We start from the raw sequence: 1567 nt of genomic DNA, 5'->3' as shown, positions 1-1567 counted from the left end.
CTTGTTTTCTGCACGCCGTTTTCAGTCCCTAGATTTTTGTACCTTAGTCAGTCAAAAATCCTAGGCAGGAAGCGGCGTGTGGACGTTAAGGCTCGCGGCTCACGCCCACGGATATGTCAGTAGAGCCTGAATTTGCTTGCGTTGCACCTGATCTTCAGACATTGCTGTCCCTTCCACTCTTCGTGGCGGATCCCGCAGGGGTCCGTCGTCGGTCTCCTGTTAATCTTTCCGCGTCAGGTGCCCGGCTGTCACCGGGGCGCTGCGCGGGTTTGCCCTCGACGTTGCTGGGGGTCCGTTCGTCATGGAACGCGATGAGGTCCGTGAGCCGGGTCGCGTCCTGAAGGCGCTGCTCGTAGCTCCACGCAATGTTCTCACCCCGTGCACGGACCAGTACGGCGTTGTGCCCTTGTAGGTGCAGACCGTGCGTTGTGAGGTGCGCTCCAGCAGCCCGAATTTCACATCCCCACGCGGCAGGCAGGCAGGTCCGTACGGGCAGCATCGTTTCATAAACGAATACCGGCTGTGTTCTCTCGGCCAGCACCATCGCTTCTTAACCAACACGCACGCGCCGTGATGAGGCGCGCGCGTCCACCCGGCGGAACGGGTCCCGGGCTGGCCTTTCTATCATGTGGTCCTCCTTGCGCCACTGGCGGTGTCCGCTTCCGGTACCGCGAACACCGGGGTCCGCTTCCGTAGCTCCTCCACCTGGAGTGTGTCCTGTGAATCGATAACCGTCCTCGCCCCGGCATCCGCCCTCACGCTGCGCTGCGTTGGCTCGTAGCGCAGGCGGTGCTCCAGCGTCCGCAAGTCCGAGCTCAATCGCACAGCCATACAGGCTCTCAGCTTCCTTCCGCCAGGGCCGGGATCAGATCAGGCAGGGCGGAGACAGCATGATCCGGCGCGTGGAAATAGTTTGGATACAGGCCCCCGGCGCGGTTGATCCAAGCGGTGGCAAGACCGGCGCGGGATGCACCGTGGATATCCCAGGGGTGAACGGCGATTAGGAGTATCTGCTCGGGCGTGGTCCCGCAGGCAGCTGCCGCGTACTCGTAGGAGGCCTTGCCGGGCTTCCAGCTCGGGGCATCCTCCACCGAGAGCAGCAGATCGAAACTGTTCCGGATGCCCGCCTCGGTGAAAAGCTTCTCAGCGACCTGGGCGGTGCCGTTCGTCAAGGTGGCGAGTCGGTATCCGGCAGTGTGCAGGGCCTTGACACCGGCGACGACGTCCGGGTGCAGCCCAAGAGCGGAGAGACCTGCCATCACGTGCTTGACGGCCGACTCGAGGTCCCGGTTCAGCTCCAGGCCGGTGAACATGCCGCGCAAAGCTTCGGCGCCGATACCGGCGAAGGTACCGTTATCTCCCGCTGCGGTGAGTGCGAAGCCATCGCGTAGCAGGGTTGCGAACCACAGCTTTGCGAGGTGTTCCGGGGCGCCGACCTCGTGTTGAGCGTCGCATTGTTTGGTGATGGTTAGTCAGGGTGGGTGACGATGACGGCAGCCGTGCACCAAGGTTCGTTGGCGGCACCAGCATGACGACCACACCCGGTGCCCTGGCCGGCGGGCACTGA

2 protein-coding genes are annotated in these 1567 nt (G+C 63.3%); both read right to left on the bottom strand.

Features of this window, described 5'->3' with window-relative positions:
* Positions 1 to 154: 154 nt before the first annotated feature.
* Positions 155 to 544 (bottom strand): DUF427 domain-containing protein, encoded by a 390-nt coding sequence (locus DQ353_RS22675; RefSeq protein ID WP_353616716.1) that lies wholly within the window; start codon positions 542 to 544, stop codon positions 155 to 157.
* Positions 545 to 839: 295 nt separating this feature from the next.
* Positions 840 to 1466, bottom strand: coding sequence for a haloacid dehalogenase type II (locus tag DQ353_RS21015; RefSeq protein WP_113765125.1), 627 nt, complete (start codon positions 1464 to 1466; stop codon positions 840 to 842).
* Positions 1467 to 1567: the final 101 nt, after the last annotated feature.

Origin of the sequence: Arthrobacter sp. AQ5-05 (genome assembly GCF_003287975.1) — a bacterium.
Taxonomy (GTDB): Bacteria; Actinomycetota; Actinomycetes; order Actinomycetales; family Micrococcaceae; genus Paeniglutamicibacter.
Note: the sequence above shows the minus strand (reverse complement) of the source record. Positions and strands in the feature narration are given on the sequence as shown.